Raw genomic sequence first — 26665 nt, 5'->3', positions numbered from 1 at the left:
ACGGCGGCACTGAAGCGCCGCCGTCGAACGTTGTGTTTAAGCCCGCCCGAGGCGGCCTACGTCAGCTTGATCTGGCGGTTCATGTCCTTGTACAGCAAGTAGCGGAACTCACCGGGACCACCGGCGTAGCAGGCCTGCGGGCAGAAGGCGCGCAGCCACATGAAGTCGCCGGCCTCCACCTCAACCCAGTCGTTGTTGAGCAGGTACATGGCCTTGCCCTCCAGGACGTACAGGCCGTGCTCCATGACGTGGGTCTCCGGGAACGGGATAACCCCGCCCGGCTGGAACGTCACAATGTTCACCTGCATGTCGTGGGCCAGGTCGCTGGAATCCGTGAAGCGGGTGGTCTTCCAGGCGCCGTCGGTATCCGGCATCGCGGTGGGTTCCACCTCGGCATCACTGGTGACGAAGGACTTTGCCTCGTAACCCTCAAGCCGCTCGTAGGCCTTGCGGATCCATTGGAACGAGACAATGTCATCCGAGACGTTCTCCAGGCCCCAGGTAGCACCGGCGGCCAGGTAGGCGTAGCCGCCTTCCTCCAGCTGGTGCAGTTCGCCGTCGAGGGTCAGGTTGACCTTGCCCTTGGTGACAAAGACAACGCCCTCAACACCGGGCTCAAACTCGGCCTTCGGGGCACCGCCGCCGGGGCCGATCTCCACGATCAGCTGCGAGAACGTGGTGGCAAACCCGGAGATCGGGCGGGCCAGGATCCAGGAGCGGGTGTTGGAGAAACCCGGCAGGGTGCTGGTCACGATGTCGGTCATAACACCCTTGGGGATGACCGTGTAGGCCTCCGTGACGATGGCCCGCTCCGTGGTGAGGTGCGTCTGCGGCGGCAGCCCGCCCTGGGGGTAGTAGTACTTGCCCATCATTGGATCCTTACTTTGAAGTGGAGTGTGCCAGCCGCGGGTGCGCCAGTGCGGTCAGCTGGGAAAGTTCGACGCCGGCAAGCGCCTGGACCTCTTCGGTCCCCACTGCGCCGCACTGGACGCCGCGCAGGACGAAGGCGGCCAGGGCCCGGGCGGTGGCGGGTTCGTCCATAACCCCGCCTTCGGTGCGTTCCACGTAGTTTCGCAGGCGTGCCGCTGCGGCCGGAAGCCCCTCGCGGTAGAACGCATACGTGGCGGCGAAACGGCTGGGCAGCTGGGCGGCGTGCAGGTCCCAGCCCTGGTAGTAGCCGCGCTCCAGCGAGCGGCGGACGAGGCGTCCGTGCAGCTTCCAGGCATCCTCGACGGCGTCGCCCACCGGGATGATGTTGGTGGAACCGTCGGAGAGGCGGATGCCCGTGCCGGCGACGGCCAGCTGCATGACTTCCTTGGCGTAGTCCGCCACCGGGTGCTCCATGGACTGGTATTCGGCCGAGATCTGCAGCGAGGCGGAGTAGTCGTAGGTGCCGTAGTGCAGGGCGCTGATGCGTCCCGGAACCACGTGCGGCAACTGCGCCACCGGGGAGGTTCCTTCCGGCCCGAGGATCAGCTGCGGCGTTTCCACCTGGACCTCGAAGCGGAGCCGGCCGGCGGGAAGCCCGTGGACTTCCTCCAGCCGGGACACGGCGAAGTCCATCGCCTGGACCTGCGCCACGGTGGTGACCTTGGGCAGGGTCAGGATGAGCCCGGCGGGAAGTTCGCCGGCCTGCGCGAGCGTGGAGACGAACAGGTCCAGGGTCTTCAGGCCGCGGGCCCGGGTGGGCGCCTCGAAGCACTTGAAGCGGATGCCGATGAACGGCGGCGCGGTGCCGGCCGCGACGGCGGTGGCCACAGCGTTGGCCGCCGCGACTGCTGCCACGTCCTCTGCCTCATCGCCGCGGTCGCCGTAGCCGTCCTCGAAGTCGAGGCGCAGGTCCTCGATCGGTTCCCTGCGCAGCTTGGCGCCGACGCGTGCGGCGACGGCGGCGGCCAGCTCCGGCTCCTGGCCCAGCAACGCCCCGAGCTTCTCGAGCCCGCCGTGCGCCTCTGCCGTCGTAAGTGCCTGGGCACCCCAGTCGGCAGCGAACGACGGCGTGAACCGGTCCGCCGGCACGTACACGGTGTGCACGGGCTGGCGGGTGCCGTCGTCGCCCGGGTAATTGCGTTCCAGCAGCTGGTCGGTGGCGGCCAGCTGTGCATCGATGGCGGCAAGATCCGCCGCGGAGAGCGACGGCGTGGGGGAGACCGCCATGACTCAGCCCACCAGTTCGTAGGCCGGAGTGGTGAGGAAATCCGTGTAGTCCTCGGACAGGCAGATCTCGGCGATCAGCTTGCTGGCCGGCTGGTAGTACAGGCGGAACGCCTCGTCGCCGAATTCGGTCCGGAGCCGTTCCGTTTCCTCGCCCAGGATCTTTTCGACCAGTTCGCGGGTGACGGTGTTTCCCGTGTCGGCGAGGACGGACTTGTTGCGGATCTGCTGCCATACCTGCGAGCGGGAGATCTCGGCGGTGGCGGCGTCCTCCATGAGGTTGTGGATGGCAACGGCGCCGTTGCCGGAGAGCCAGACGGCGGTATAGGCGACGGCGACATACAGGTTCAGCCGCAGCCCGCCTTCGGTGACCTGTCCGTCAGCCGAGGCGATGTCGATCAGCTGGTCAGCGGTGACCGAAACTTCGGGGCGCTGCTTGTCCAGCTGGTTAGGGCGCTCGCCGAGCGCGGCGTCGAACACCTCGCGGCAGGTGGGGACGAGGTCCGGGTGGGCCACCCAGGAGCCGTCGAACCCGTCGTTGGCCTCACGGGTCTTGTCCGCACGGACCTTGGCGAAGGCTGCTTCGGTGACCTCGGGGTGCCTGCGGTTGGGGATGACGGCAGCCATGCCGCCCATGGCGAAGGCACCGCGCTTGTGGCAGGTCTTCACCAGCAGCTCGGTGTAGGCGCGCATAAACGGAGCCGTCATGACCACCGAGGCGCGGTCCGGGAGCACAAACTCCTCGCCGGCGTCGCGGAAGTACTTGATGATGCTGAACAGGTAGTCCCAGCGGCCGGCGTTCAGGCCCGAGGCGTGGTCCCGGAGTTCGTAGAGGAACTCGTCCATTTCGAAGGCGGCCGGGATGGTCTCGATCAGCATGGTGGCGCGGACGCTGCCCTGCGGGATGCCGAGGAAGTCCTGGGCGAAGACAAACACTTCATTCCAGAGGCGGGCCTCGAGGTGCGATTCCATCTTGGGCAGGTAGTAGTACGGGCCGTGGCCGTTGAGCAGCAGCTGCTTGGCGGTGTGGAAGAAGTGCAGGCCGAAGTCCACCAGCGCACCCACGGCGGGTTCGCCGTCGATCAGCAGGTGCCTTTCCGGCATGTGCCAGCCGCGGGGACGGGCCACCACAACAGCCAGCGGCGCGTCGGTGCGGAGTGTGTATTCCTTGCCTTCGGGCGAGGTGTAGGCCAAGGTGCCGGTTGCGGCGTCGCGCAGGTTCAGGATGGCGTCGATGACGTTGGGCCACGTGGGCGTGCTGGCGTCCTCGAGGTCCGCCAGCCACACCTTGGCGCCGGAGTTCAGGGCATTGATGGCCATCTTGGCCGGGGTGGCCGGGCCGGTCATCTCGACGCGGCGGTCCTGCAGCGCGGCGGGCGCCTCGGCGACCTTCCAGTCGCCGTCGCGGATTTCCTGCGTCTCCGGGAGGAAGTCCAGGCGGCTGGTGCGGGCGACGCCGTCGCGCTTGGCCTGGCGGGCCTCAAGCAGCTCGTTGCGCGTGCCGGCGAAGCGCCTGTGCAGCTCCTCGACGAAGGCCAGGGCCTTGGGGGTGAGGATCTCTTCGGCGCGGGCGACCGGCTGGCGGTCAGTAACAGTGATAGCCATATTCGTAAGTCCTTTTCTAGAGAGCGCGGGCGGCGTGAGCGGCGCCTGCCACTGCGGCAGCCACATCGGCGGCTACATGAGGATCGAAGACGCTGGGGATAATGTAGCTCGCGTTGAGCTCGTCGTCAGCTACCCGGTTGGCAATGGCGTCTGCGGCGGCCACCAGCATCTCCGGCGTGATGTCGCTCGCGCCGGCGTCGAGCAGCCCCCGGAAGAAGCCCGGGAAGGCCAGCACGTTGTTGATCTGGTTGGGGAAATCGCTGCGGCCCGTGGCCACCACGGCCGCGTACTTGGACGCAATGACAGGGTCGATCTCCGGGGTCGGGTTGGCCATGGCGAAGACGATCGCATTCTCGGCCATGGCGGCGACCTGCTCTTCGCCGATCACATGCGGGGCGCTGACGCCGATGAAGACGTCGGCGCCGGCCATGGCTTCGTGCAGGGTTCCGGCGAAGCCTTCCTCGTTGGTGTTCGCGGCAATCCAGGCGCGGTGCTCGTCGTCGTACTGCTCGCCCGAGTGGATGGCGCCGGAGCGGCCGGCGGCAACGATGTGCTGCGCGCCCTGGGCCTTGAGGAGCTGGATGATGGCCGAGCCGGCGGCGCCGACGCCGGAGACAACGATGCGGACCTCGGGGAGCTTCTTGTCCACCACCCGCAGGGCGTTGTGGAGAGCTGCCAGGGTGACGATGGCAGTGCCGTGCTGGTCGTCGTGGAAGACGGGGATGTCGAGTTCATCGCGCAGGCGCTTCTCAATTTCAAAGCAGCGCGGCGCTGCGATGTCCTCAAGGTTGATGCCGCCGTAGACGGGCGCCATGGCCTTGGCGATCATGATGATTTCCTCGGTGTCCTGGGTGTCCAGGCAGACCGGCCAGGCGTCAACGTTGGCGAACTGCTTGAACAGGGCGGCCTTGCCTTCCATAACGGGCAGGGCCGCGGCCGGGCCGATGTTGCCCAGGCCCAGGACGGCCGAACCGTCGGTGAGGACGGCGATGGTGTTGCGCTTGACGGTCAGGTTGCGGGCGGCCGACGGGTCCTCCGCGATGGCGAGGCAGACACGGGCGACGCCGGGAGTGTAGGCACGGGAGAGGTCGTCGCGGTTTCGCAGGGCTACCTTGGGGACCACCTCGAGCTTGCCACCGAGGTGCATGAGGAAGGTGCGGTCCGAGACGTGCTGGACCGTGACGCCGTCGAGCGCGTTCAGGGCGTCCTTGACGCGGGCGGCGTGGTCGTCGTCGGTGGTGTTGCAGGTGACGTCCACCACGAGGGTGTCATGGTGGGATTCCGTGACGTCAAGCGCCGTGATGGCTGCGCCGGCAGCGCCGACGGCGGCTGCGAGTTCGCTGGTGGCGGTGAAGCTCGACGGCGCCGCGACGCGCAGGGTGATCGAATTTCCGGGGCTCGGGTTCGCCATTGAATTTCCTCCTCGTGGGGTCCGTTTCCGGACCGCTTATGCAACCGAATGTTTTCGTATTATGGATATTATTATCTGCAAAGTGGAAATGCAACCCCCTGACGGTCATGTTTGGGGGCATCGCGTCCGGCCCTGTGGTGCTGTATGTTGGGTGTTCTAAGCAACTCTTTTCACGATGTGGATAAGAGTTGTCAGAATCTGAGCCACTAGGAGACAACGGAATGGCTGAAAAAGCCTCCGGAGGCGTGCAGTCCGTCGAGCGCGTCTTCGAACTGCTGGAACTCATTACAGATGCCGGCGGAGACGTGACGCTCAGCGAGCTCTCCTCCTCCACGGACCTGCCGCTGCCCACCATCCACCGCCTGCTGCGCACCCTGGTCTCGCTTGGCTACATCCGCCAGCTGCCCAACCGCCGCTACGCGCTGGGCCCCCGGCTGATCCGGCTCGGCGAAGGCGCCAGCAAGCAGCTGGGCGCCGTGGCCCGCCCGCAGCTGAAGAACCTCGTGGAGCGCCTCGGCGAAACCTCGAACATGGCCGTGCTGGATTCGGACATGGTCATCTACGTGGCCCAGGTGCCCTCCATGCACTCCATGCGCATGTTCACCGAGGTGGGCCGCCGCGCCCACACGCACGACACCGGCGTCGGCAAGGCAATCCTGGCCCAGCTGGACGACGAGGTGGTGCGCGGCATCGTGGCCCGCACCGGCATGCCCACCCCCACGGCCAAGAGCATCGGCGACATCGACTCCCTCCTGGCCGACCTGAAGCTGATCCGTGAACGCGGCTACTCCATCGACGAGGAAGAGCAGGAGCTCGGCGTGCGCTGCTTCGCGATGGCCGTGCCCAACGCGCCCACCCCTGCCGCCATCTCGGTCTCCGGGCCGATCAGCCGCGTGGACCAGAGTTTCGCCGACCGTGCCGTGCCGCTGCTGCGCCAGGCCGCAATGGCGATCTCGGCGGAGCTCAACCAGAACTGACTCGACCAACCACGACGGCGGCCAACCACAACAGCGCGAACTGGCAGGTAATGCCCTCAAATTCCACTTTTGAGGGCATTTTCTGCCAGTTCGCGCTTTGCGTTGTGGGTGGTGGGGAGGTTGGCTTGCCTAGTGGTCAGACTTCGACGACGACTCCACCGGGACTTCCTTGCCCTCGGCGTCGATCAGCTTGCCGCCCTCGAAGCGGTCGCCGTCGGCGAGGCACTTCACGTCAGCTTCGGTGACCACCCGGCCAGTGCCGGCCACAAATACGGACTGGTTCTCCGAGTTGCCGGCCTTGAGGTGGTTGAAGAGCAGGTTCAGCAGGATGGCCATGACGGCCGCGGAGCTGATGCCGGAGTGGAAGATGGTGCCGAACCAGGTCGGGAACTGGTCGTAGAAGGCCGGCGCCGCGATCGGAATCATGCCGAAGCCGATGGACGCCGCCACGATGATCAGGTTCATGTTGTTTTTGTACTCCACCTTGGACAGCGTCCGGATGCCGCTGGCGGCCACCGTTCCAAAGAGTACGACGCCGGCACCGCCCAGGACGGGCGTGGGCACCGCCGCTACCACCCGGCCGAGGACCGGCAGCAGCCCCAGCACCACCAGGATGACGCCGCCGGCGCTGACCACAAAGCGGCTCTTGATGCCGGTGATGGCAACCAGGCCCACGTTCTGGGCGAAGGCGCTCTGGGTGAAGGAGCCGAAGATCGGCGAGATCGCACTGGAGAGCATGTCTGCGCGCAGGCCGTCGCCGATGCGCTTGGAATCCACCTTGGTCCCCACAATCTCGCCGACGGCGATGATGTCTGCTGAGGTCTCGGTCAGGGTCACCAGGATGACGATCAGCATGGAGATGATGGCCGCAATGTGGAACGTGGGCGGGCCGAAGGCGAACGGGGTGGGGAACGCGACGATCTCGCCCTGTCCCACCTTGGAAAAGTCGGCCATGCCGGTGACAAACGCGATGGCCGTCCCGATGATCATCGCCAGCAGGATGGACAACCGCGAGATCGTGGCGCTGCCCACCTTGCTCAGCAACAGCACAATGCCCATGGTGGCGGCGGCCAGGCCGATGTTGGCCACGCTGCCGTAGTTGGGTGCCTTGCTGTTGCCGCCCATGGCCCAGTTGGCGGCCACCGGCATGAGCGTCAGGCCGATGGTGGTGATGACGGTGCCGGTGACCACCGGCGGGAAGAATCGGATGATCTTGGAGAACAATGGGGTGATGGCCAGGCCGATGAGCGAGGCGACGATGACCGAGCCGAAGACGGACTGGATGCCCCCGCCGCCGTGGACGATGGCCACCATGGTGGAGACCCCGGCGAACGAAACGCCCTGGACCAGCGGCAACTGCGAGCCGAAGAACGGGATGCCCACGGTTTGCAGGATGGTGGCCAGGCCGCCGACAAACAGGCAAGCCGCGATGAGCAGGCCGATGTCCGTTGAGGACATGCCGGCTGCGGCTCCGATGATGAGCGGTGGGGCGATGATGCCGCCGTACATGGTCAGGACGTGCTGGAAGCCGTAGGCGAAGCTGCTGCCAATGGAGAGGCGCTGGTCTTCGGGACGGTCAGAAGGCTGGCGGCCGGTCTTGGCGGCCAGGCTGGGGGACTTTTTCTTGAGGTTCACGGCAGACTTTCTGGTTCATGGCAGACATCTTTGTCTGGCTAACGTGGTCTGGCTAACTTTGTTCGGCTGGGTCGCCCCGGCCCGGAGTTTTTGGGCAGATACAGCGGGTTCACGGGTACTGAAGTCGCTTTAAGTGGACAAAAACTCCAAGGCCGGGGCGGGGTGGTGACGGTGCGGGTCAGCAGAAGCCGGCGATGCCGTTCCAGGCGGCGGGGGCAGTGCCTGAGTTTTCGCGCTGGACCGTGGCCTCGATCAGGCCGTAGGGGCGGTCCGCGGCGAAGAAGACCTCGTTGGGGTTGTCGAGCCCGAACGGGGAGAGGTCAACCAGGAAGTGGTGCTTGTTGGGCATCGAGAACTTGATCTCGTCCACTTCGCCGTGTGCCTCGAGGACCTTCTTGCCCATGTCGAACAGGGTCTGCTGCAGGGCGTGGGAGTAGTTCTCCGTGAAGCCCTCGAGCAGCAGGGCCTTGATGTCCTCGTAGCTCTTGTTGAAGTCCGCGGCCGTGTGGTCCAGGCCCGTGCTGTAGCGCCAGCGCGCGGAAACATCCGTGGCCAGGATGCGGTCGGTGGTCTCCGGCAGGGTGGTGTACTTGTCGCGCGGGTAGCCCACAAAGCCGGACTGGGTGGTCTTCAGGACGGTCAGGTCCTTGAGCCCGGAGATCAGGTGCGTTGTGTTGCCGTCCCGGACCACAACGGCGGTGCGGACTTCCTGGCCGTTGCGGACAAAGCTGTGGTCGTGTTCGGAGCCGTGCGCCTGGATGCGGTCCCAGGTGTAGGACTCGGCTTCCCAGCGGCCGCCCGTAACCCAGTCGAAGCCTGACGTGAAGTGCTCGCTGAGGCGAAGCAGGAAGGCTTCGGGGGAGCCGATGCCCGCCCGGGCGAAGGCGTAGATGGTGTTCTTCTGGGTGTCCGTGGCGACGACGTGGGCGTTGTCGCCTTGGAGGTGCGCAGCCTCGAAATCGCCGCGCAGCTGCGAGGTGACGTTCAGGTCTTCGATCTGGTGGCGGTCGGTGTCGCGGGTGACTTTGACGACGCGGACTTCTGCCTTGCCGTACTGGTTGTCGCCGAGGACGATTTTGTTGCTCATGGTCATATCCCAACTTCTGCGAGGTGGAACCTTCAAGGTCCACCAACGAAATTAAGCGCGTGTTTCAAACGCGTTTCTGGTGGAGCCGACCCAACAAAAAAGAGCCGGCATCCATTGATGCCAGCTCATTACGACCCTGCCTGCTGCTCCCAGGTTACGTGACCTGGGCCACGAAGTGAGAAAAGCGTAGCCCACTCTTGCCAGTGGTGTACATCACTTTCGGGGAATTGTTATGTACTTTCCGATTGTGACCGGCCGGGGGTGCGTCCCTGCGGCCGAGGTCTTGACGCCGATCCCAGACGCTCATAGAATTTCCACATAACAATAAAAGTTTTCCGAAGTGCGGAAAAACCAAGCAGCAAGAACGAGGAGGAACAGATGGACTCGAAGGATAAGAACAACGTCGTGGATTTTCCGGCCCCCGGCCAGGAGCTGTACCTGCCGTTCGGCGCCACGGATCCCGACTTCTACATTCCGGCCGACTGTGACCGTGCAGGCGGGTTCTCCCGCTGGATGCGCGCGCTCCCGGTATTCGGCCGGCAGCGTCCCTAAGAGCTCCTGCCTCGAAGGGACGCCGGACTCTGCGCAACAGAGCCAAAGGGCGGGTGGCACCTGGGGAGGTGCTGCCCGCTTTTGCGTGCCCGCGTGCCCCGTCCCCGCGTGCCTGCGTGCCCCGTGCCTGCGTGCCGGCATCGATCCGGTGTTATCCACATAGGACGAACTCCGGCTGTCGTCGGCTGGTGGTGCCGTCCGAGGCTTGTCCCATGACGAACAGCGCGCAGTTGACGAAAACGACGCTGCCCACCGGGATGGACCTGTGGCGGACCGGCGAGCTGCAGGAATCCGGGCTCAATGCCCGCAACGTAGCGGCCCTGGTACGGGCCGGCGACTTGGTCCGGCTCCGCCGAGGTTGCTACATCCGCGGCAGTACATGGGCGGCCCAAAAGCCCGGGGTGCGCAGCCGGCAACTGATCGCCGCGCACGCCCACGGAACGCTCACGACGTCGGGCGGCGGCTTCGTCTACAGCCACACCTCGGCTGCCCGCCTTCACCGGCTGTTCCTGTGGGGCGTTGATGATTATGTGCACGTCACTCAGGAGTCCGCTCCTTCGCGCACTTCCCATGGTCGCGACGTTGTTGCCCACACCAGGTCTCTGCAGACAGCGGACATTGTCTTCGTGGACGGCATGCCCTGCACCTCGCTGGAGCGTACGGTGGTGGATTGCTGCCTCATGCTGACCTACAGGCAGGCCTTGGTGCTCATGGATCATGCCCTCAGGATGGGCGCTGACCTGGAGAAAATCCGTCGGATGAGTGCTTCGTTGGCGGGACGCAATGGCGTACGGACCTTGCGACGAGCCACTGAGAACGCCGACGCGCGGTCGGAGTCACCGGGCGAGACGTTGACCCGTGAGTTGATTCACCGGCTCTGCATTGAACCGCCCGAACTCCAGGTGGTCGCATGGTCGCCGGAAGGCCAGTACCGGCTGGACTTTGCTTGGCGGGAGAAGAAGGTCGCACTGGAATTCGACGGCAGGGTGAAGTACTTCGACTACGAGCCCACCGATGAGGTCATCTACAAGGAGCGGCAACGTGAAAAGGCGCTGACCGAGGAAGGGTGGACGTTCATCCGGATCAAGTGGCAAGACCTGTTCCAGGAACACGAGTTCAAGATGCGCGTCCTGCGGGCCCTCCGAAATGCAGGTTAGCCAAGGCCGTTTCGATGGTTCCCTGCGCGCTCGATGGTTCGAACCATCGTCTGCGCAGGGAACCATCGAAACGGGTGGGGTGGGGAGGCGGCGGAGCGGGCAGGCCGGTGAGCCGAGGCGGAGTGCCTAGCCCGCCACGAGCTTCCGCGCCGCAGCCGAGTGTTCCGCGATGAGCCCGGCGACGTCCAAGCCCGGAATCTGCCCGTCCACCACGCGCCACTCTCCGCCCACCATCACCCGGTCCGCACGGTCCGCCCCGCACAGCAACAACGCCGCCACCGGGTCGTGGCTGCCGGAGAAGCGCAGGTCGTCGAGGCGGAAGAGTGCCAGGTCGGCCTGCATCCCCGGCGCAAGTTGACCAATATCGGAGCGCCCCAGCACGGCTGCCGAGCCCCGCGTCGCCCAGCCGAGAGCGCGCTCCACCGGCACGTCCGCGCCGTAGCGCAGCCGCTGCAGATAGAGCGCCTGCCGGGCCTCGAGGATCATGTTGGAGGCATCGTTCGACGCCGATCCGTCCACTCCCAGCCCCACCGGGACCCCGGCTGCCTCGAGTTCCAGCACCCGTGCGGTGCCTGACGCGAGCCGCATGTTCGACGTCGGGCAGTGCGCGACAGCGGTGCCCGCGGCGCCCAGCCGGGCGATCTCCTCGTCGTTGAAGTGGATGCCGTGGCCCAGCCAGGTGCGGTTGCCCAGCCAGCCGACGCTGTCCAGGTAGTCCACGGTCCGCAGGCCGAACATCGACTGGCAGAAGTCTTCCTCGTCGATGGTTTCGGCGAGGTGAGTGTGTAGCCGGACATCCAGCCGCTCCGCCATCAAGGCGCTTTCGGCCATGATCTCCTTGGTCACCGAGAACGGCGAACACGGGGCCAGGGCAATCTGGATGACAGCGCCGTCGCCGCGCTCGTGGTACTGCGAGATGAGGCGCTCGCTGTCCGCCAGAATGATCTCCGGCCGCTGCACCGTGGACTGCGGCGGCAGGCCGCCGTCGTCCGTTCCCAAAGTCATCGAGCCGCGGGTGAGGGTGGCCCGCATGCCGAGGTCGCGTACGACGCTGACCTCCACGTCGATCGCGTCCTCAAGGCCCGCGGGGAATAGGTAGTGGTGGTCGGCTGCCGTGGTGCAGCCGGAAAGCAGCAGCTCGGCCAGGGCCACTTTCACCGCGAGTTCCAGGCTCTCCGGAGTCAGGCGCGCCCAGACCGGGTAGAGGTTCTGCAGCCACGGGAACAGCGGGGCGTTGGCCACCGGACCCCAGGCGCGCGTGAGGGTTTGGTAGAAGTGGTGGTGCGTGTTGATCAGGCCCGGCATCAGGACATGCGCGGAGGCGTCGAACACGGCGGAACAGGGTGCGGACGGCTGCCGGCCGGCCGGAACCAGCTCGGCGATGATGCCTCCGCTGACCACGATGCCGCCACCGGCGTCGAGTCCGTTGGCGGTGAAAGCGGCGAGCGGGTTCTTGATCCAGAGCCTGGACGGGGACGGGACGGGGGATGAGACCGGGGACGGGATATGCGGGTGGGCCATGGATGGCTCCTTGTCTGGTCGGCAACAAATGCGTTCCAGCTCAGTTAGGCCCTGTCTGCTGATCCAGGATCCCGGCCTCCCTAGGGATGGCCGGTGGGATTCAGCGTAGGACGCACGCGGAAGCGCGTCAATGTGACCCGCCTGAAACCTAAATTTCACATCACGAAATTAAGTTTCCAGAAACTATGGCGCTGATCACAGGTCCGGTGCTAATCTCGATCTTGCCAAAGGCGGGCACCCGGACTCCGGGAAGCTATCTACCAGGCGAACCTTCAAAAGCACATGCTGAAGCCTGGTAGCCGTATCACTGGCGCGTCCCCGTCTCAGGGTTACTGGGCTTCCTTGCCACTAAGGAAGTCGCAAAAATGAGTACAACCGTCACGGCCGAACATTTTCTGGCCGCATCCATAAAACTGGCAACAGCCAACGTCCTGAACAGCGGCGGCCCGTTCGGCGCCGTCGTTGTCACCGCGGATGGCCACGCCTTCGAAGGCGTCAACCGGGTCACCGCCACGAACGACCCCACGGCCCACGCCGAGGTCACCGCCATCCGCAATGCCTGCCGCGAACTCGGCACGTTCGATCTCAGCGGAGCCACCCTCTTCACCAGCTGCGAGCCCTGCCCCATGTGCCTGGCCTCGGCCCTGTGGGCACGGATCGGCAACGTGGTCTTCGCCGCTGACCGGCACGACGCAGCCTCCGTGGGCTTCGACGACGCGGTCTTCTACGAATACTTCGAGAACGAGGACCGGGATGCACTGATGCCGGTCGCCAAGCTGGAACTGGGCGACCCCCAGGCTCCCGGCATCCTGGAACCGTTCAACACCTGGAACACGCTCGATTCCAGGATTGACTACTAGGATCCGGTGGCTGACATGACAATCCTGGACCCCGCAGAAATGCGAACCGCAGCTGAAAAGCAGGCTGCGCCTGAAGGCGCAGAGCACACGGCGGCACCCCGGCCCCCGGCGTCGAAATCCTTCCTGGATAGTTTCTTCCAGATCACCAAGCGTGGCTCCACGCTGGCCCGCGAATTCCGCGGTGGCATCGTCACGTTCTTCACGATGGCCTACATCGTGATCCTCAACCCGCTGATCCTGGGCGGTTTCTCGGCCGAGAACGCCCCCACGGACGTCGCCGGCGGCTGGCTCTCGGCGGCGCAGGTGGGGGCCGTTACCGGGCTCACCGCCGGCGTTATGACCATCGTGTTCGGCCTCGTCGCCAACCTGCCATTCGGGCTCGCAGCGGGCCTGGGCATCAACTCGTTCCTGGCAGTGGCCGTCATCCAGGACGTCACCTGGCCCGAAGCCATGGGTCTGGTGGTCATCAACGGTGTCCTGATTGTCCTCTTCGGCGCCACGGGTGCCCGGACGGCGATCTTCAAGGCAGTCCCCAAGGAACTCAAGGCTGCCATCACCGTCGGCATTGGCCTGTTTATCGCCTTCATCGGCTTTGTGGATTCCGGCTTCGTCCGCCCCACCAAAGGCGGCCCGCCGGTCCAGCTCGGCAACGACGGCTCCATCACCTCCATCCCCACACTCGTCTTCATCGTCGGTCTGCTGGTCATGGGAATCCTCGTGGCCCGCAAGATCCAGGGCGGCCTCCTGATCGGAATCGTCGCCACCACAGCCCTCGCCGCCGTCGTCGAGGCCACTATGCATATCGGTCCCGGCAGCGCCGACAACCCCGGCGGCTGGCACCTCAACGTGCCCGTGCTCGCCGGCCAGCTGGTCTCCGCCCCGGACTTCAGCCTGGTGGGCCAGTTCGATCTCTTCGGCTCGTTCTCAAGGATCGGCGGCCTCGCGGCCACCATGCTTGTGTTCACCCTGGTGTTCACCAACTTCTTCGACGCCATGGGCACCATGACCGGGCTCGCCAAGAGCGCCGGAGTGGCGCACAAGGACGGCACGTTCCCCAGGCTGAAGTCGGCCTTCATCGTCGAAGGCCTCGGCGCAGTGGCCGGTGGCGCGACCTCCGGGTCATCGAACACCGTCTACATCGATTCCGCGGCCGGCATCGGCGAAGGTGCCCGTACCGGCCTGGCATCCGTGGTCACCGGCGTGCTGTTCCTGGGCTCGATGTTCTTTACGCCGCTGACCTCGGTGGTGCCGCTCGAAGTGGCGGCAGCCGCCCTGGTGGTGGTGGGCGCCATGATGATGGCACAGATCCGCGAGATCAAGTTCAGCAAGTTCTCGATCGCACTGCCGGCCTTCCTGACCATCATCACCATGCCGCTGACCTACTCGATCGCCAACGGCATCGGCGTCGGATTCATCTCCTTCGCGGTCATCAGCGCGGCGTCTGGCCGGGCCAGGAAAGTCCATCCGCTCATGTGGGTGGTCACCGCGGGCTTCATCATCTACTTCGCCCGCGGGCCGATCAACGCCCTGCTGGGCGCGTAGGCCCCGGCGTAACCGCCCATTCGGGCGCCCTAAACGGCGGTCCATCCGCACCCACCGCATCGAGTAGGCGTCCGTCGCCGTGGTCCGCAGCACGGGAACCCACGACGGCGAGCGGCGGTGGAGTGCGGCTGCGCCGTCACGGACCGGGGCGGGATTAGAGGCCCCGCCCCGGTCCCATCAAACAACTCCCCTGATTTTCCCTCTACACCAGCAAGGAATGAGATTATGAGGCAAGACCGCGCACTGTTCCGGACAGGCTTCCCGTCCGGAACCTCAGTGGTAAAGGACGTGTTGCCATGCTGGACCTAATACCTTCACTGGGAGGCTGGCGGCCCGCGGTCTCCGGCCAGCGCTGCGCCGTCGCCACCATCGTGGCCGCGGGCGGCTCCGTGCCCCGGCCGCTCGGCACCTCCATGCTTGTGTCGGAACACGGGGACGTCCTCGGCAGTCTCTCCGGCGGCTGCGTGGAAGGCGCCGTGGTGGACGCCGCCCTTGAGGCCATGCGCGACGGCGGCAGCCGCCTTGAGTCGTTCGGCTACAGTGCCGAGGACGCGTTCGCCGTCGGACTCTCCTGTGGAGGAGAGCTGGAAGTCCATATCCAGCCGCTCGGTGTTGGCTCCCCTGAACTATCTGTGTTGCGCGGCTTTGGTGACGCTGGCCGCAACGTGGCCGAAGGCCCCGCCGCCCGGGGGCTTGCCGCCCTGGCGGTCATCCGCCGGCTCGACGCGGGCGGAGGCGTGGTGGTCGTCGACGATCCTGTGAGGTTCCGCGCCATGGAGTCGCCGGAACTTGCCATGCTGGTGGGCGACCATCCCGCAACTGTGTTCGCGGCGGCCGCCCAAGTGGAGCCGCTGCTCCAAGGCGGCCGCGCGGGCCTTGTCCGGCTGGCACCTCCCGAGGGCTGCATAGACGGCTGGGGCCGGGAAGGTGAAACGCAACCCGAGCCCATCACGCTGTTTGTGGAAAGCCAGCTGCCGGCCGCGCGCATGCTCATTTTCGGCGCCAACGACTTCGGCGCCGCGCTGCTCCCGGCCGGGAAACTGCTGGGCTATGACGTTACCTTGTGTGATGCCCGGCCGGCTTTTTCGAACCAGGGCCGTTTCCTCGCCGCTGACCAGGTGGTCACTGACTGGCCGCACCGTTACCTTGCCGCAGAAGCAGCCGCGGGCCGGGTGGACGGCCGCACCGTGGTGTGCGTGCTGACCCACGACCCCAAGTTCGATATCCCGCTGCTGGAAACCGCGCTCGGCCTGGGCCTCGCCTATGTGGGCGCCATGGGTTCGCGGCGCAGCCACCGCCAGCGGATCGACGCGCTGCTCGCGGACGGCACGCCGGCCGAAGCGCTGGAGCGGCTCCATTCGCCCATCGGCCTGGACCTTGGCGCGGTCACCCCGGCCGAAGTGGCCGTTTCCATTACGGCCGAGATCATCGCCTCCCGTGGCCGGGCCGGACACAGCCAGGCCACCCTGGCGCCGCTCAAGGCATCCTCGCTCAAGGACGGCAGCGGCCCCATTCACCATCCAGACCCACGCACGCACGAACCCCGCACGCACGAACCCCGCACGCACGAACCCCGCCAGGAGGACCCATGGACATGAACACCATTGAGGCCGTTGTGCCCACGACGGACCCCGCCGACTGGCGCGACGGCGATGCCTGGCTGGCCGGCGGCACGGTGCTGTTCTCCTACGGGAGTACCGTCCTGAAGCGGCTGCTGGACCTTGGCGAAGCGGGTTGGCCGGCCGTGACCGTGAGCGACGCCGGGATTGAACTGGCCGCCACGTGCACCGTCGCGGCACTCTACGCCCTGCCCGCTGCCGAAGAAGTTGCCGGCAGGGAGTGGCCGGGCCTGGACCTGTTCCGTCCGTGCTGCGACTCCTTCGTGGCGTCGTTCAAGGTCTGGAACATGTCCACCGTGGGCGGCAACCTGTGCACCTCGCTCCCGGCCGGGCCCATGATCTCGCTCTGCGCAGGGCTGGACGGCACCGCCACCATCCTCGGCCCCGGCGGCAGCAGCCGCACGGTCCCGGTGGCCACGTTCATCACCGGGGACGGGCAAAACAGCCTGGCACCCGGCGAGCTCCTGCGCAGCATCCACCTGCCGGCGTCGGCCTTGTCCGCGAAAGTGGCCTTCCGGCGGCTCTCGCTCAGCAACCTCGGCCGTTCCGGAGTCCTGCTGATCGGACGGCGGGATGCCGACGGCGGCCTGGTCCTCACCGTCACCGCCGCCACCAAACGCCCCGTGCAGCTGCGGTTCACCGCGGCCAAGATGGCTGGCCCCGCGGCACTGGCGGCCGCCGTCGGGAAGGCCATCCCGGCGGAGCTGTACCACGACGACATCCACGGGCTGCCCGAATGGCGCCGGGACATGACCCTCCGGCTCGCCGAGGAGATCCGTGCGGAACTGCTGGAGGAACGGCTCACCGTGTCGGGCGATTTCTGGACCGGTCGGCCGCACGCCTTATCGCCGCAGCCGAGCGCGCAACCCGACACAGCACAGAACCAGCAGCAGAAGGAGGCCTGAGCATGGCAATCGAAATCAACGGCACCGCCACCCCGGCCTCACCCCGCCCCGGCCAGTGCCTGCGCACGTTCCTGCGCGAACAGGGCAACTTCGGGGTCAAAAAAGGCTGCGACGGCGGCGACTGCGGTGCCTGCACCGTGCACGTGGACGGCACCCCCGTGCACAGCTGCATCTACCCGGCCGTCCGCGCCGACGGCAAGGCCGTCACCACCATCGAAGGCCTCGCCCAGGGCGGTGCGCTGCACCCCGTGCAGGAGCAGTTCCTGGCCGAACAGGGCTTCCAGTGCGGCTTCTGCACCGCCGGCATGATGATGACGGCAGCCACCTTCGACGACGACCAGAAAGCCAACCTGCCCCGCAGCCTCAAGGGCAACCTCTGCCGCTGCACCGGCTACCGTTCCATCGCGGACGCAGTGTGCGGGACCCACACGCACGACGGCGGCGCGGCAGATGGCGCGGTCCGTCCGGCTTCCGCAGTCGCCACTGCCGCTGGCGCCACCGCCACGAGCAATACCGCCGCCGGCACCACGGCAGCCCGGGCCGGACAGCTGGGCGACAACGTGCCCGCCCCGGCGGGCCTCGCCGTCGTCACCGGCACCGCCCGCTACACACTCGATGTCCCGGCCGAAGAGCTCCAGGGCCTGCTGCACCTGAAGCTGCTGCGCTCACCCCACGCGCACGCCCGGCTTGTCTCCATCGACAGGACGGCCGCGCTCCAGGTGCCCGGCGTCGTCGCAATTTTCACGCATGAGGACGCCCCGGCGCAGCACTTCTCCACCGCCCAGCACGAGCTTTACACGGACGATCCCGACGACACCCGTGTCCTCGATGACGTGGTGCGGTTCATCGGCCAGCGCGTTGCGGCCGTCGTGGCGGAATCGGTGGGTGCCGCCGAGGCTGGGGCCCGCGCCCTGCAGGTGGAATACGAGCTGCTGGACACCGTCTTCAGCCCGCAGGACGCCATGCTCCCCGGCGCCCCGGCACTGCACGGGGACAAGGATGCCGTGAAGGCCCGGATCTCGCGGCCGCGGCAGAACGTCGTGGCCGAGCTGCACTCGGAGCTGGGCAGTGTGGCGGACGGCTTCGCCGCTGCCGACTTCATCCATGAGCACACGTACAGGACGCAGCGCGTGCAGCACGTCGCCCTGGAAACGCACTCCTCCATCGCCTGGCTCGACGAGGAAGACCGCCTCGTGGTCCGCACGTCCAGCCAGGTCCCGTTCCTGGTCCGGCGCACGCTGGGCCGGGTGTTCGACATGCCGGAGGACCGCATCCGCGTGGTGGCCGGGCGCGTGGGCGGCGGCTTCGGCGGCAAGCAGGAAGTGCTCACCGAGGACCTCGTTGCCCTCGCCGCGCTCACGCTGCGCCGGCCGGTCCAGGTGGAGTTCACCCGCACGGAGCAGTTCACCGCCACCACCACGCGGCACCCCTTCACCATCAAGCTCAAGGCGGGCGCCAGCAAGGACGGTCTCCTCACCGCGCTGCAGCTGGACGTGGTCACCAACACCGGCGCCTACGGCAACCACGCCCCCGGTGTGATGTTCCACGGCTGCGGCGAATCGCTGGCCGTGTACAAGTGCGCCAACAAAAAAGTGGACGCGCATGCCGTCTACACCAACACCGTGCCGGCCGGGGCGTTCCGCGGCTACGGGCTGAGCCAGATGATCTTCGCGATCGAGTCGGCCATCGATGAGCTGGCTGTCGGCATCGGGATGGATCCCCTGGAATTCCGGCGCCGGAACATGGTGCGCGAGGGCGATGACATGCTCTCCACCAACCCCGAGCCCGAGGAAGACGTCCACTACGGCAGCTACGGCCTGGACCAGTGCATCTCCCTGGTGCGTGATGCCCTGGACCGCGGCCAGCAGCGCTACCGCGACGCCGGGCTCGACGACCTCGGCCCGGACTGGGTCACCGGGGAAGGTTCCGCGCTGTCCATGATCGACACCGTCCCGCCCCGCGGCCACTTCGCCCACACCCGCGTGAGCCTGCTTCCGGACGGCACGTTCGCGGCCGCCGTCGGGACCGCCGAGTTCGGTAACGGCACCACCACGGTGCACGCGCAGCTGGCCGCGACGGCGCTGTCCACCACGGCAGCCAAAGTGGCCGTGCGGCAGTCCGACACGGACCTCGTGGAGCACGACACCGGCGCGTTCGGCTCGGCCGGAACGGTGGTTGCCGGCAAGGCCACCCTGATGGCGGCTACCGGGCTGGCCTCCCGGATCGTCACCGTCGCCGCGGCGCTGACCGGCGCGCCGGAGACCGAATGCGTGCTCGACGACGGCGGCGTGGACTGTGCCGGACGGCGGGTTCCGCTCACGGACATCCACGACGCCGCGCGGGACCAGGGCGTGCAGCTCGCCGTCGAGGGCAACTGGGACGGGACCCCGCGATCCGTGGCGTTCAACGTCCACGGCTTCCGCGTTGCGGTCAACACCGGCACGGGGGAGCTGCGAATCCTGCAGAGCGTTCAGGCAGCCGACGCCGGCGTGGTGGTGAATCCGCGGCAGTGCCGCGGCCAGATCGAAGGAGGCATCGCGCAGGCGCTGGGCGCTGCCCTGTATGAGGAGGTCCGGGTGGACGACGCCGGCCGGGTCACCACGGACATCCTGCGGCAATACCACATCCCGTCCTTCGCGGACGTGCCGCGCAGCGAGGTCTACTTCGCTTCCACCAACGACCAGGTGGGCCCGCTCGGGGCGAAATCCATGAGTGAGAGCCCGTTCAACCCGGTGGCTCCGGCCCTGGCCAATGCGATCCGGAATGCCACGGGGGTCCGGTTCGCGGAGCTGCCGATCGGGCGGGACAAGATCTATCTGGGTTTGAAGGAAGGAGGTCCAGTTCCGTCCCGCTGACACCATTGCTGACCGTTTGTGACTGCCCGTGATTCGGCGACCCCTTGACTGATGCGTGACCCAGGTCATACCGTTATTTCACTACTCGATACCTATTTTTCGCATTGTGGAAAAGCAGCGACGCTTCTGCCGGTAGTTTCCGGCATAAATCCCACAGCGGAACATATGGAAAACATCTTCAAGAAGTGAGATCACGATGCAGACAACCCCGTTGACCGGCGTTGAACCGGCACCTGAGACAGCAGTTGACTTGGGCAAAGCAGCCCACCCCTCCGTGGGCGTCGACGCGCTTTGCGATGTAGCCAGCGCCGCCTCCGGCAGAACCATCAGCCCCACCCTCTACAACATCGACCTTGCCCCGACGAAGCGGGAAGGTCGCCGCTGGACCGGCTACAGCATCTTCACGCTCTGGGCCAACGACGTCCACAGCCTTGGCAACTATGCCTTCGCCATCGGACTCTTCGCCCTCGGGCTGGGCGGCTGGCAGATCCTCCTCGCTTTGGGTGTCGGCGCCGTCCTGCTGTTTGCGCTCCTTAGCCTGTCAGGCTTTATGGGCGTAAAAACCGGTGTCCCGTTCCCCGTCATGAGCCGGATCAGCTTCGGCATCAGGGGCGCCCAGATTGCCAGCCTCCTGCGCGGGGCAGTGGCCGTGGCCTGGTTCGGCATCCAGACGTACCTCGCGTCCGTGGTGCTCAGGGTCATGCTCGTTGCCATGGTTCCCTCGCTGCAGGAGCTCGACACCAACTCCATTCTCGGCCTGTCCACGCTGGGCTGGGCGTCGTTCGTATTCCTCTGGATTGTCCAGCTGGTCATCGTCAGCTTCGGCATGGAAATGATCCGCAAGTACGAGGCCTTCGCCGGCCCCATCATCCTGGTCACCATGGCGGCCATCGCCGTCTGGATCTTCGTCGAAGCCGGCGGCTCCATCGCCTGGGCCGGGGACAACGCCCTCGAAGGCGGCGACATGTGGCGCACCATCTTCGCCGGCGGTGCCCTGTGGGTTGCCATCTACGGAACGTTCGTCCTGAACTTCTGCGACTTCACCCGGTCCGCCGTCTCCAAGCAGGCCGTGGTTCGCGGTAACTTCTGGGGCATCCCCATCAACATGCTCCTCTTCGGCGCGATCGTTGTGGTGATGGCCGGTGGACAGTTCAAGATCAACGGCACTGTCATCCAGAGCCCGTCGGACATCGTCCAGACCATCCCGAACACGCTGTTCCTTGTCCTGGCCTGCCTTGCCCTGCTGATCCTGACCATCGCCGTGAACCTGATGGCCAACTTTGTGGCCCCCGTCTATGCCCTGACCAACCTCTTCCCGAAGCACCTGAACTTCCGCAAGGCGGCCTGGGTCAGCGGCACCATCGGCCTCATCATCCTGCCGTGGAACCTGTACAACAACCCGCTGGTCATTGTGTACTTCCTGGGCGGACTCGGAGCCCTTCTCGGCCCGCTGTTCGGCGTGGTCATGGCCGATTACTGGCTGCTGCGCCGCGGCAAGGTCAACGTCCTTGAGCTCTACTCCGAGGACCCGGCAGGTGCCTACTACTACAAAAAGGGTTACAACCCCCGGGCCATCATTGCCATGGTGCCTGCTGCGGCCATTGCACTCCTGATCGCCTTTGTTCCGGCACTGGAAGCGGCCGCCCCGTTCGCGTGGTTCGTCGCGGCCGGCATCGCCGCGGCGGTCTACTACGTCATCTCGGACCGCAGGCAGCGGCTCGACGACGTCGACGGCGAATCCATTGCCGTCGCCAGCGCCCACTAACACCAGCTGACCGCCGCGCCAGCCAACCGCCGCGCCAGCCAACCAACCTGTCCCGAAAGAGGAAAAAGCACCATGCGCATCCTTGTGGCCAATGTCAACACCACACAGTCCATGACCGATTCCATCGCCGCGCAAGCAAAACAGGCCGCGCTGCCGGACACGGAGATCGTGGGAATCACTCCGCGCTTCGGCGCAGACTCCTGCGAGGGAAACTTTGAGAGTTACCTCGCGGCGATCGCGGTGATGGACGCCGTGGTCAACTACCAGGAGCCGTTCGACGCCGTCATCCAGGCCGGCTACGGCGAGCACGGCCGCGAAGGGCTCCAGGAGCTCCTTGACGTTCCGGTAGTGGACATCACCGAGGCGGCCGCGAGCACCGCGATGTTCCTGGGCCACAAGTACTCCGTGATCACCACCCTGGACCGGGCCGTGCCGCTGATCGAGGACCGGCTGAAGCTGGCCGGCCTCGACGCCCGGTGCGCCTCGGTCCGGGCCAGCGGCATGGCCGTCCTGGAGTTGGAGGAGGAGCCGGAGCGCGCTGTGGAAGCCATCATCGAACAGGCGCTGCTGGCTGTCCGTGAGGACAAGGCGGAAGTCATTGTCCTGGGCTGCGGCGGCATGGCCGGTCTGGACGAGGAAATCCGGAAGCGTGCCGGCGTCCCCGTGGTGGACGGTGTGGCGGCTGCTGTCACCATCGCCGAATCGCTGGTCCGGCTGCGGCTGAGCACCTCAAAGGTCCGGACCTACGCCACCCCGCGGCCCAAGACCGTCATAGGCTGGCCAATAACGGCAGCGGACGTGCCCGCTGCGCCTTAAGCCGGCGATCAACAGCCCGGCCGTCAACTCAAGGAGCGACCCTATGACTGCAACCCACCGGCCCGCACATCCCCACCGGCCGGCACCGGTCGCCGTAGTGACCGGTGCAGGCTCCGGGATTGGCAGGGCGGTGGCGCGGCTCATGCTGGCTGATGGGTACCGCGTGGTGTTGGCCGGCCGCCGTGAGGCTCCGCTGCTGGAGTCCGCGGCCGGCCACCGCCAGGCGCTGACGGTTCCCTGCGACGTGAGCGTGCCCGACGACGTCGAGCGCCTTTTCGCCGCGTCCCTCGGCAAGTGGGGGAGGGTTGACGTCCTGTTCAACAACGCCGGAGTGTTCGGCCCGGCGGCGTCGGTGGATGAAATCAGTGTGGCCGACTGGGACGCGGTGGTGGCGGTGAACCTGACCGGCTCCATGCTGTGCGCCGCCGCCGCCGTGCGGGCCATGAAATCCCAGGAGCCGCAGGGTGGCCGCATCATCAACAACGGGTCCATTTCAGCGCATTCGCCGCGGCCGCGGACGGTGGCCTACACGGTCACCAAGCACGCCATGACGGGCCTTACCAAGAGCATCGAGCTGGACGGCAGGGACTTCGGCATCACCTGCGGTCAGATCGACATCGGCAACACGGCCACGGACATCATGTCCACCATCGGCGTGGACTCCGGCGCCCTGCAGGCTGACGGCAGCCGCAGGGTGGAACCCACGTTCCCGGTGCAGGACGCCGCGCGCGCCGTGCTCCTGATGGCAGGCATGCCGCCGTCGGCCAGTGTGGGTTCAGTGGTGATCACTGCTGCGGGAATGCCGTTCATCGGCCGGGGGTAGTTGGAGAACACCAACGTGGGCCCTCTGGGCAGTAGAGCCTGCTGCGCAAAATTGGGCTCGACTAACGTAGCGGCGCGAATGCCGATAGCGGACCGCAACGCGAAGTAGGCCACGTGGCCGAGGCACTCGAGCTGCCGATCACGGAGCGCCCGTTCAGCTTCGGAGTGTCGAACCGCGTCTGAGCTGGGGATTCGGCAAGGATTGGGGCTATGACCAAGAGAACTGTGCTTATCGGGGGACGCTTTTTCTTTGGCCTTTTGACGTTGGTGGCGGTGGGAACACAGCTGACAGTTCATTTGGGCATGGGCTATGACGTCTGGAACTTCTTCAGCTACTTCACTAATCTGTCCAACATCTTCGCTGCGTTGGTGCTTCTCATCAGCGGCTACAGGGTCCTGATCCGCAAACGCCCCAGCGAAATCGACGACGTCACGCGCGGCACGGCAACCATCGCCATGGCCGTGGTGGGGCTCGTGTTCGGTGCGCTGCTCGCCGGGGAAGATCTCGGCTCGATGCTGCCGTGGATCAACTTCGTGGTGCACTACCTGATCCCGGTGGTCATGGTGGTGGACTGGCTCTTCCAACCGCCGCGGGCCACGCTCACGGTCAAGCACATCTGGTACTGGCTGCTCTACCCCGTCGGCTACCTGGTCTACAGCCTGGTCCGCGGGGCCTTAGTGAACTGGTACCCGTACTGGTTCATCGACCCCGCACGGGCAGGTGGCTGGGGCGGGGTGGTGGTCTTTGCCCTCGCCATTTCCGTCGGCTTCCTGGTAGTGAGCCTGGCGATGCTGTGGCTCGGCAACAAGCTCAAGCGGCAGGTGGATTACTAGTCGAGGAGGTGCAGCTGTTCGGGGGTGTCGAGGTCTTCGCCGCCGGAGAGGTCGCTGCAATCGATGAGGTCTATCAGTCCGGGATGTGCCTGGAGGAAATAGCGTGCCCCGGCGTCGCCCGTTGCCGTTTCCGCGGCCTCAACGCGGCGGCTGGAATCCAGGAGCAGCGGATGTCCCCGCTGTAGTTTTCCGTCGGCGCCACGGTAGGCGGCCGCCGTCACCCGGCCAGGCCGGTGGGATGCCAGCAACCTGGCGACGGTTTCGATGGTCAGGCCGGGCTGGTCCACCAGCGCGATAAGCACATGGTCCACCGGGGCTGCGGCGGCAACTCCCGTCCGGAACGAACTTCCCATTCCGCTGGCCCAGTCCGGGTTGTCGATGACCCGGTGCCGGCTGAGATCGGTGGCGGCGCGGACCGTTGCCGCGTCCGCGCCGAGCACCGTCACCACCTCCCGGCAGCCGCCGTCGAGCAGCACGTCGGCCAGGACTTCAACGAGCGTGCGGCCCTGGAACCGGAGCAGTGCCTTGGGCCCGAGCCCCAGCCGCGTCCCGGCGCCGGCGGCAAGCAGCACCGCCGTCGTGCGTTGTTTGTCCAGGTCAGCCATCGCCCCAGCCTATCCAGCCACATGACAGTTGACGGCAGTGTTCCGGGGGAACACTGCCGTCAACTGTTGTATGGATGACCGGGGTCAGGCGTCGCCGCCGGTGCCGCCGGTGGTCCCGGCGTTGACGTCCAGGAGCTTGTAGCGGTCCAGCGCGTAGGCGGGCACGCCGCCGTCCACCTCTCCGCGCGAAGCGAGCAGCTGCAGGGTCTTCACCACAATCGAGTGGGTGTCGTTCTTGAAGAAGCGGCGGGCTGCTGCGCGGGTGTCGGAGAAGCCGAAGCCGTCGGCTCCGAGGGAGGCGAACTGGTGCGGGAGGAACTGGCGGATCTGGTCCGGGACGGCCTTCATGTAGTCGGTCACCGCCACCACGGGCCCCTGCGCATCGGCGAGCTGCTGCGTGACGAACGGTACGCGGGCGGGCTGGCCCGGGTTCAGGAAGGCCTCTTCCTCGGCGGCGAGCCCGTCGCGGCGCAGTTCGTTCCAGGACGTGACGGACCAGACGTCGGCGGAGACGCCCCAGTCCTCGGCGAGGATCCGCTGGGCATCCAGGGCCCACGGGACGGAGACGCCGGAGGCCAGGATCTGGCTCTTGGGCCCTTCGAGACCCGACGCCGACACCCGGTGGATGCCTTTCAGCACACCGTTGACGTCGAGGTTCTCAGGTTCGGCCGGCTGGGAGATCGGCTCGTTGTAGACCGTGATGTAGTACATGAGGTTGTTATCGGATGCAGGTCCGGTTCCATCGCCGCTTGCGGCCGGCCCGTACATGCGCTCGATGCCGTCCCGGATGATGTGGCCCATTTCGTACCCGTACGCCGGGTCATAGGTGAGTACGGCCGGGTTGGTGGAGGCCAGGATCGGGGAGTGGCCGTCGGCGTGCTGGAGGCCTTCGCCGGTCAGGGTGGTGCGGCCGGCGGTGGCGCCGATGATGAACCCGCGGGCCATCTGGTCCGCGGCGGCCCAGAAGGCGTCGCCGGTGCGCTGGAAACCGAACATGGAGTAGAACACGTACACCGGGATCAGCGGTACGCCGTGGGTGGCGTAGGCGGTTCCGGCGGCGGTGAACGCCGCGACGGCGCCGGCCTCATTGATGCCGGGGTGGATCAGCTGGCCCTGAGCCGATTCCTTATAGGCCAGGACCAGGTCCCGGTCCACGGAGAGATAGGCCTGGCCGTCCGGGTTGTAGATCTTCGCCGTGGGGAAAAACGCATCCATGCCGAAGGTGCGGGATTCATCCGGAACGATGGGGACAATGCGGTGTCCGAACTTCTTATCCCTGAGCAGGTCCTTGAGCAGGCGCACGAAGGTCATGGTGGTGGCCGCCTGCTGCTTGCCGGAACCGCGCTTGGCAACCTCGTAGGTCTTGGCCTCCGGCAGCTCCACCGGCGCGTGGTCCGGCCGGCGTTCGGGGACGAAACCGCCCAGGGCGCGGCGGCACTCCATCATGTACTGGATCTCGGGGGAGTCCATGCCGGGGTGGTAGTACGGGGGCCGGTAGAGGTCCGCGTCGAGCTGTTCGTCCGTGATGGGGATCCGCAGGTGGTCGCGGAACTTCTTCAGGTCTTCGAGGGTGAGCTTTTTCATCTGGTGGGTCGCGTTGCGGCCCTCGAAGTGGGGTCCGAGTCCGTAGCCCTTGACCGTTTTGGCCAGGATGACGGTGGGCTTGCCCTTGAATTCGGTGGCTGCCTTATACGCGGCGTAGACCTTGCGGTAGTCGTGGCCGCCGCGCTTGAGGTTCCAGATCTCGTCATCGGAAAGGTCCGCGACCATGTCCTTGGTCTGCGGGGTTTTGCCGAAGAAGTGCTCGCGGACGAACCCGCCGGACTCTGCCTTATAGGTCTGGTAGTCACCGTCCGGGGTCTCGTTCATGATCTTCACGAGCGAGCCGTCGGCGTCCTTGGTGAGCAGGTCATCCCACTCCCGGCCCCAGACGACCTTGATGA

21 protein-coding genes are annotated in these 26665 nt (G+C 66.4%); 12 read left to right on the top strand and 9 right to left on the bottom strand.

Going from position 1 to position 26665, the window contains the following annotated elements; translation table 11 throughout:
* Window positions 1–56: 56 nt before the first annotated feature.
* The 4 genes from ACX80V_RS11535 to ACX80V_RS11520 are packed head-to-tail and all read right to left on the bottom strand — an operon-like array spanning window position 57 to window position 5170.
* Window positions 57–869, bottom strand: coding sequence for a bifunctional allantoicase/(S)-ureidoglycine aminohydrolase (locus tag ACX80V_RS11535; protein WP_252603495.1), 813 nt, complete (start codon window positions 867–869; stop codon window positions 57–59).
* Window positions 870–879: 10 nt separating this feature from the next.
* The gene (locus ACX80V_RS11530; protein WP_485843230.1) at window positions 880–2157 is read right to left on the bottom strand and encodes a DUF6986 family protein; all 1278 of its coding nucleotides are present in this window, start codon (window positions 2155–2157) and stop codon (window positions 880–882) included.
* Window positions 2158–2160: 3 nt separating this feature from the next.
* Window positions 2161–3759, bottom strand: coding sequence for a malate synthase A (aceB, locus tag ACX80V_RS11525; RefSeq protein ID WP_485843229.1), 1599 nt, complete (start codon window positions 3757–3759; stop codon window positions 2161–2163).
* Between the two features lie 16 nt (window positions 3760–3775).
* Window positions 3776–5170, bottom strand: a complete 1395-nt coding sequence (locus ACX80V_RS11520) for an NAD-dependent malic enzyme (RefSeq protein WP_485843228.1) — start codon at window positions 5168–5170, stop codon at window positions 3776–3778.
* A gap of 221 nt (window positions 5171–5391) precedes the next feature.
* Between ACX80V_RS11520 and ACX80V_RS11515 the strand changes: the two genes are divergently transcribed.
* Window positions 5392–6147: an IclR family transcriptional regulator gene (locus ACX80V_RS11515; RefSeq protein ID WP_485843227.1), complete on the top strand. Its 756-nt coding sequence runs from the start codon at window positions 5392–5394 to the stop codon at window positions 6145–6147.
* 129 nt (window positions 6148–6276) lie between these two features.
* Here ACX80V_RS11515 and ACX80V_RS11510 read toward each other — a convergent pair whose 3' ends face one another.
* Entirely contained in the window at window positions 6277–7782 is a 1506-nt protein-coding gene (locus ACX80V_RS11510; protein WP_485843226.1) for a nucleobase:cation symporter-2 family protein, read from the bottom strand.
* Between the two features lie 178 nt (window positions 7783–7960).
* A complete protein-coding gene (gene pucL, locus ACX80V_RS11505) occupies window positions 7961–8875 on the bottom strand; it encodes a factor-independent urate hydroxylase (RefSeq protein WP_485843225.1) in 915 nt (304 codons plus the stop codon).
* A gap of 372 nt (window positions 8876–9247) precedes the next feature.
* On the opposite strand from pucL, the gene ACX80V_RS11500 reads away from it, so the two are divergent.
* A complete protein-coding gene (locus ACX80V_RS11500) occupies window positions 9248–9421 on the top strand; it encodes a hypothetical protein (RefSeq protein WP_167349832.1) in 174 nt (57 codons plus the stop codon).
* Window positions 9422–9633: 212 nt separating this feature from the next.
* Entirely contained in the window at window positions 9634–10578 is a 945-nt protein-coding gene (locus tag ACX80V_RS11495) for a type IV toxin-antitoxin system AbiEi family antitoxin domain-containing protein (protein WP_485843224.1), read from the top strand.
* Window positions 10579–10704: 126 nt separating this feature from the next.
* Here the strand turns inward: ACX80V_RS11495 and ACX80V_RS11490 are convergent, their stop codons facing one another.
* Complete coding sequence (locus ACX80V_RS11490) at window positions 10705–12099, bottom strand: 8-oxoguanine deaminase (RefSeq protein ID WP_485843223.1); 1395 nt, start codon at window positions 12097–12099, stop codon at window positions 10705–10707.
* Between the two features lie 365 nt (window positions 12100–12464).
* Here ACX80V_RS11490 and ACX80V_RS11485 point away from each other — a divergent pair, with 365 nt between their 5' ends.
* From ACX80V_RS11485 to ACX80V_RS11445, 9 genes are all read left to right on the top strand, one after another.
* On the top strand, window positions 12465–12959 hold the full coding sequence (locus tag ACX80V_RS11485) for a nucleoside deaminase (RefSeq protein ID WP_485843222.1): 495 nt from the start codon (window positions 12465–12467) through the stop codon (window positions 12957–12959).
* Between the two features lie 15 nt (window positions 12960–12974).
* A complete protein-coding gene (locus ACX80V_RS11480; RefSeq protein ID WP_248764071.1) occupies window positions 12975–14501 on the top strand; it encodes an NCS2 family permease in 1527 nt (508 codons plus the stop codon).
* Window positions 14502–14797: 296 nt separating this feature from the next.
* Window positions 14798–16099 (top strand): XdhC family protein, encoded by a 1302-nt coding sequence (locus ACX80V_RS11475; protein ID WP_485843221.1) that lies wholly within the window; start codon window positions 14798–14800, stop codon window positions 16097–16099.
* Window positions 16090–17025, top strand: coding sequence for an FAD binding domain-containing protein (locus ACX80V_RS11470; protein WP_485843220.1), 936 nt, complete (start codon window positions 16090–16092; stop codon window positions 17023–17025). The genes ACX80V_RS11475 and ACX80V_RS11470 overlap by 10 nt, the downstream gene beginning before the upstream one ends.
* A 2-nt stretch (window positions 17026–17027) precedes the next feature.
* Window positions 17028–19880, top strand: coding sequence for a molybdopterin-dependent oxidoreductase (locus ACX80V_RS11465; RefSeq protein WP_485843219.1), 2853 nt, complete (start codon window positions 17028–17030; stop codon window positions 19878–19880).
* Window positions 19881–20076: 196 nt separating this feature from the next.
* Window positions 20077–21645, top strand: coding sequence for an NCS1 family nucleobase:cation symporter-1 (locus ACX80V_RS11460; protein ID WP_485843218.1), 1569 nt, complete (start codon window positions 20077–20079; stop codon window positions 21643–21645).
* Window positions 21646–21717: 72 nt separating this feature from the next.
* A complete protein-coding gene (locus ACX80V_RS11455) occupies window positions 21718–22461 on the top strand; it encodes an aspartate/glutamate racemase family protein (protein ID WP_485843217.1) in 744 nt (247 codons plus the stop codon).
* A gap of 43 nt (window positions 22462–22504) precedes the next feature.
* Window positions 22505–23284 (top strand): SDR family oxidoreductase, encoded by a 780-nt coding sequence (locus ACX80V_RS11450; protein ID WP_485843216.1) that lies wholly within the window; start codon window positions 22505–22507, stop codon window positions 23282–23284.
* A gap of 209 nt (window positions 23285–23493) precedes the next feature.
* Entirely contained in the window at window positions 23494–24117 is a 624-nt protein-coding gene (locus ACX80V_RS11445) for a Pr6Pr family membrane protein (protein ID WP_485843215.1), read from the top strand.
* On the opposite strand, the gene nboR is transcribed toward ACX80V_RS11445, so the two are convergent.
* Both nboR and ACX80V_RS11435 read right to left on the bottom strand, forming a co-directional pair.
* Window positions 24114–24722: a nicotine blue oxidoreductase gene (nboR, locus tag ACX80V_RS11440; RefSeq protein ID WP_485843214.1), complete on the bottom strand. Its 609-nt coding sequence runs from the start codon at window positions 24720–24722 to the stop codon at window positions 24114–24116. The genes ACX80V_RS11445 and nboR overlap by 4 nt on opposite strands.
* Window positions 24723–24806: 84 nt before the next feature.
* On the bottom strand, window positions 24807–26665 hold a 1859-nt coding region (locus ACX80V_RS11435; protein ID WP_485843213.1), incomplete at its 5' end, for a transketolase-like TK C-terminal-containing protein.

The organism is Pseudarthrobacter arbutini (assembly GCF_054510915.1).
The sequence above is the reverse complement of the archived record's forward strand: the minus strand, read 5'-3'. Positions and strand labels throughout refer to the sequence as shown.

Bases quoted from the DNA above. Each gene is read 5' to 3' on its own strand.
- ACX80V_RS11535 (WP_252603495.1), bottom strand. From the start codon at position 869: ATGGGCAAGTACTACTACCCCCAGGGCGGGCTGCCGCCGCAGACGCAC.
- ACX80V_RS11530 (WP_485843230.1), bottom strand. From the start codon at position 2,157: ATGGCGGTCTCCCCCACGCCGTCGCTCTCCGCGGCGGATCTTGCCGCC.
- aceB (WP_485843229.1), bottom strand. From the start codon at position 3,759: ATGGCTATCACTGTTACTGACCGCCAGCCGGTCGCCCGCGCCGAAGAG.
- ACX80V_RS11520 (WP_485843228.1), bottom strand. From the start codon at position 5,170: ATGGCGAACCCGAGCCCCGGAAATTCGATCACCCTGCGCGTCGCGGCG.
- ACX80V_RS11515 (WP_485843227.1), top strand. From the start codon at position 5,392: ATGGCTGAAAAAGCCTCCGGAGGCGTGCAGTCCGTCGAGCGCGTCTTC.
- pucL (WP_485843225.1), bottom strand. From the start codon at position 8,875: ATGACCATGAGCAACAAAATCGTCCTCGGCGACAACCAGTACGGCAAG.
- ACX80V_RS11500 (WP_167349832.1), top strand. From the start codon at position 9,248: ATGGACTCGAAGGATAAGAACAACGTCGTGGATTTTCCGGCCCCCGGC.
- ACX80V_RS11495 (WP_485843224.1), top strand. From the start codon at position 9,634: ATGACGAACAGCGCGCAGTTGACGAAAACGACGCTGCCCACCGGGATG.
- ACX80V_RS11490 (WP_485843223.1), bottom strand. From the start codon at position 12,099: ATGGCCCACCCGCATATCCCGTCCCCGGTCTCATCCCCCGTCCCGTCC.
- ACX80V_RS11485 (WP_485843222.1), top strand. From the start codon at position 12,465: ATGAGTACAACCGTCACGGCCGAACATTTTCTGGCCGCATCCATAAAA.
- ACX80V_RS11480 (WP_248764071.1), top strand. From the start codon at position 12,975: ATGACAATCCTGGACCCCGCAGAAATGCGAACCGCAGCTGAAAAGCAG.
- ACX80V_RS11475 (WP_485843221.1), top strand. From the start codon at position 14,798: ATGCTGGACCTAATACCTTCACTGGGAGGCTGGCGGCCCGCGGTCTCC.
- ACX80V_RS11470 (WP_485843220.1), top strand. From the start codon at position 16,090: ATGGACATGAACACCATTGAGGCCGTTGTGCCCACGACGGACCCCGCC.
- ACX80V_RS11465 (WP_485843219.1), top strand. From the start codon at position 17,028: ATGGCAATCGAAATCAACGGCACCGCCACCCCGGCCTCACCCCGCCCC.
- ACX80V_RS11460 (WP_485843218.1), top strand. From the start codon at position 20,077: ATGCAGACAACCCCGTTGACCGGCGTTGAACCGGCACCTGAGACAGCA.
- ACX80V_RS11455 (WP_485843217.1), top strand. From the start codon at position 21,718: ATGCGCATCCTTGTGGCCAATGTCAACACCACACAGTCCATGACCGAT.
- ACX80V_RS11450 (WP_485843216.1), top strand. From the start codon at position 22,505: ATGACTGCAACCCACCGGCCCGCACATCCCCACCGGCCGGCACCGGTC.
- ACX80V_RS11445 (WP_485843215.1), top strand. From the start codon at position 23,494: ATGACCAAGAGAACTGTGCTTATCGGGGGACGCTTTTTCTTTGGCCTT.
- nboR (WP_485843214.1), bottom strand. From the start codon at position 24,722: ATGGCTGACCTGGACAAACAACGCACGACGGCGGTGCTGCTTGCCGCC.